Annotated in this window: 2 protein-coding genes and 1 riboswitch; both genes read right to left on the bottom strand. The window is 46.5% G+C overall.

What is annotated here, in order from left to right:
* Positions 1–472: 472 nt before the first annotated feature.
* Positions 473–655: riboswitch (cobalamin riboswitch) on the bottom strand.
* 119 nt (positions 656–774) lie between these two features.
* Complete coding sequence (metK, locus tag U9P07_05375) at positions 775–1,944, bottom strand: methionine adenosyltransferase (GenBank protein MEA2108833.1); 1,170 nt, start codon at positions 1,942–1,944, stop codon at positions 775–777.
* 153 nt (positions 1,945–2,097) lie between these two features.
* The gene (gene ptsP / locus U9P07_05380) at positions 2,098–3,894 is read right to left on the bottom strand and encodes a phosphoenolpyruvate--protein phosphotransferase (protein ID MEA2108834.1); all 1,797 of its coding nucleotides are present in this window, start codon (positions 3,892–3,894) and stop codon (positions 2,098–2,100) included.
* Positions 3,895–3,971 lie beyond the last annotated feature (77 nt).

The raw sequence follows: 3,971 nt of genomic DNA on the forward strand, positions 1-3,971 counted from the left end.
TTACCTTTTACCTTGTACCTTTTAGGTTTAATGATTACAGGATGTTTTGCTATTACAAACGTAAACATTCGACTACGTTTTCAGAAAAGATAAAAATACTCTCACAGAGGCACAAAGTCACAGAGAATTCGAGTCATTTGCCCTCTGTGACTCCGTATCTCTGTGAGAAATAATAAAAATTTGTCAATCTATAGACAAAATCGAATATTTATTTACAAACTTTCACCCGTTGGGTGTTATTTCTCATTAACGTAACGCCTTTATTTTTCAAGGCTAAACGCTGATAGCTAACAGCTAAAAGCTAACAGCTAATCGCTTAACTTAGGTTTAAAGGTTGTGGTGTCTTGTCATTCCGACACCAACCTAACTCGCCGCCCAAACAAAAAAATCCCCGAACCGAAACTTAAGTTTCGACCCGGGGATTTCCCTTTTTTATCCTCTAAGGCGCTACAAGCCTGGCTCTGTCCACGAGAAACGGCTTTGTTGTTCAGGCAGGTCTTCTGACTTCCGGATCACTCTACTTACCGCACCTTCCCAACCTGACAGTCAGTGGTCTTTACGGCTTTCGTTCCCGGTTACAGCGGCGGGCCCGTCCCCGATTTACACGGGGTTCCCGATTAAGCTCTTAACGAGCACCTGAGCAATTATTTAATTAAATTCAGCTACTACTATAACTATTATTGATATGTCAATAAGTTTTATTCAGAATGCAAGTAACACCTAATCTGTCCGAATTATGTTTAAACCAGGAGGTGGTTTGGCCAATGAATTTCGCTAGATTCCGGCTCCTTTCTTCAGAATGTCAGCCATGTCAGTTTTCTCCCAGGTGAATCCCGCTTCCGTACGGCCGAAATGGCCATAAGCCGCGGTTTGCAGATAGATGGGTTGCAGAAGTTCAAGCTTTTCAATGATAGCTACCGGCCGCAGGTCAAAGTATTTTCTGACCAGATCGGATATTTTGTCTGAAGAGATCTTCCCGGTGCCGAAACAGTTGATCATGACGCTGACCGGTTGGGCGACGCCAATGGCATAGGCCAGCTGGACTTCACATCGTTCAGCCATTCCGGCAGCAACAATATTTTTGGCAATATAGCGGGCCATATATGAGGCGCTGCGATCGACTTTTGAAGGATCTTTGCCGGAAAAACAGCCTCCCCCATGACTTCCCTGTCCTCCATAGGTATCGACGATAATTTTTCTGCCGGTCAAGCCACAATCTCCCATGGGTCCGCCGACAACAAAGCGTCCGGTGGGATTGACGAAAAATTTGGTTTCCTGGTCAAGCATTTCAGCCGGGATGATCGGTTTAATAACCTGCTCAATGATGCTCTCCTTGAGGTCATTGTAAGCAATATCCGGGGTATGCTGGCTGGAAACCACCACGGTGTCAACACGTATTGGTTTATGGTCAACATATTCAATAGTTACCTGGGATTTTCCATCGGGGCGGAGAAAAGGCAGATGTTCATTCTTGCGCTGCCTGGCCAGTTCCCTGGTCAGGCGATGGGCGTAGACAATCGGCATGGGCATTAATTCCTGGGTATCATTGCAGGCATAGCCGAACATCAAGCCCTGGTCTCCGGCACCCTGGTCCTGGTAAAGACCTTCGCCGGCGGTGACGCCGACGGAAATATCAGGAGATTGTTTGTCAATACTGGTCAGTACGGCACAGGTTTCCCAGTCGAAGCCCATGGATGAGTCATTGTAGCCGATATCCTTGATAGTCTGTCGGACTACTTCCGGGATATCAACGTAGCAATTGGTAGTGATTTCGCCGGCAACGACTGCCATGCCTGTGGTTACCATAGTTTCACAGGCAACCCGGCCATGCTTGTCCTCTTCGAGGATATTATCGAGGATAGCATCGGAAATCTGGTCGGCAACTTTGTCGGGATGACCTTCCGTGACTGATTCAGAGGTGAAGAGATAGTCGTGCATGCTCATGATATTCTCCTTTACTTTTGGCTGGTGACATTAGTGCCTTACAGGTTATTTTCTGGTTTAAAAAACAAGAAAACGTTCTGATAAGAGCACTTACTTGCGGGCCGATAAAGCCCGTTTGGGTTGCGGGATATGTTCCCGCATTAGAAATATTTATTAATTATTTTTCAGATTCATCAGCAGATCATCTGGAAATCGCTGATGCATTTGTTCAGCCACATACTCTTCTACTTCAGTGGCGACTTTGAAGGTCAAACACTTGGCAAGAATTTCACGGGCTTCTTTATACGTACTGCTGCGAATAATTTTCTTGATGTAGGGAACGGAAAGAGGATTCATGCTCAACTGGTCCAGCCCGAGTCCCATCAATACCAGAGTATATGAAGGCTCGCCAGCCATTTCACCGCAGACACTGACGGGAATACCATTGCCATGGGCGGCTTCGATGGTATTCTGTAGCAACCTGAGGATGGAAGGGTGCAGGGGTTCATAAAAACATGAAACATGCTCATTAACCCGGTCAACGGCCAGGGTGTATTGAATCAGATCATTGGTGCCGATACTGAAATAATCCACCTCAGGTGCCAGCAGATCAGCGATAACGGCGGCGGAAGGTATTTCAATCATGACTCCGACGGGAATGTTTTCATCAAAAGAGATACCCTGATGGCGCAGTTCATCTTTAACCTCGGTCAGGATACCGATGGCCTGTCTGATGTCACGAACTCCGGAGATCATCGGGAAAAGTATCTTAACCTTGCCATGATGGCTGGCCCTGAGTATCCCCCGCAGCTGCTGGCAAAAAATTTCCTTTTGTTTGAAACAGAGGCGGATGCCCCGTAAACCCATAGCCGGATTAACGGTGTCTTCATGAAAAGCATGGCTGGAAAGCTTGTCATAGCCGAGGTCAAGGGTTCTGATGGTAATTTCCTGTCCCGCGGCATTTTGCAGGGCCTTTTTATAGGTCAGATAATGTTCTTCCTCGGAGGGAAGGTCACTTCGGTTGAGATAAATGAACTCCGTGCGATATAACCCGATAGCTCCCGCACCATGAGAAACTGACGATTCTGCTTCTTCCGGGCTTTCAATGTTGGCTGCCAACTCAATAGTATAGCCGTCTTTGGTCAGGGGGGGTAAATCCCGATTCTGGATCAGTTGCTGTTGGAAAAAACGATGCCTTTCCGCTTTTTCCTTATAGGTACGTATTTGTTCAGCGGTAGGGGAAACAATGATCAGTCCGTCAATGGCATCTACTATCAGTTGATTGCCGCCGTTAATCATTTCCGTGGCCCGCTCAAGCCCGACTACGGCGGGAATTTCCATTGAGCGGGCAATGATGGCCGTATGAGAAGTACGTCCACCCAGATCAGTAACAAAGGCTTTTACCTTGTTTAAATTCAGTTGCATGGTGTCGGCAGGTGAAAGATCATGGGCGATGAGAATGACGTTTTTGCTTATTTTCTCGATGTTGTCATATTCACTTTTCATCAGTTGGCGCAGAATCCGTTCCGCTACATGGGTTATGTCGGACTGTCGTTCCCTCATGTAGGGATCATTCATGCGGTTGAAAATCTTTTTGATTTTTTCCACATTCAGGCTGAGGGCCCATTCCGCACTAATCTTTTTTTCCCGAATCAGCTTAACGGTATCATCCGTGAGCATTTTATCGTCCATCATCATCAGATGAACGTCAAACAGGTAAAGATGTTTTTGATTGCCGTTGTTTTCAGCTGATGTTTCCACTAATCTTTCATGTCCATCAAGCAATTCCTGGCGGGCGGCGGCAATGGCATTTAAATAGCGCTCTATCTCCACCTGAACCTGCTCGCTGGGAATTTTTTCCATGGCTGGCTTGAGCTTGGCCCGGTCCAGCAAAAAAGCCCTGCCGATGACAACTCCGGGAGAAACGCCGATGCCCTGTAAAGTACATTGATTGTTACCAGTTTGATTCATGGTCCCTGCTTTCTTGAAAGTTTATTTAGTGCTCATCCGGAAACAGCAGTTTACGGATAGAAACTATTTATTATTCT

Source organism: Pseudomonadota bacterium (genome assembly GCA_034660915.1).
GTDB lineage: Bacteria > Desulfobacterota > Anaeroferrophillalia > Anaeroferrophillales > Anaeroferrophillaceae > DQWO01.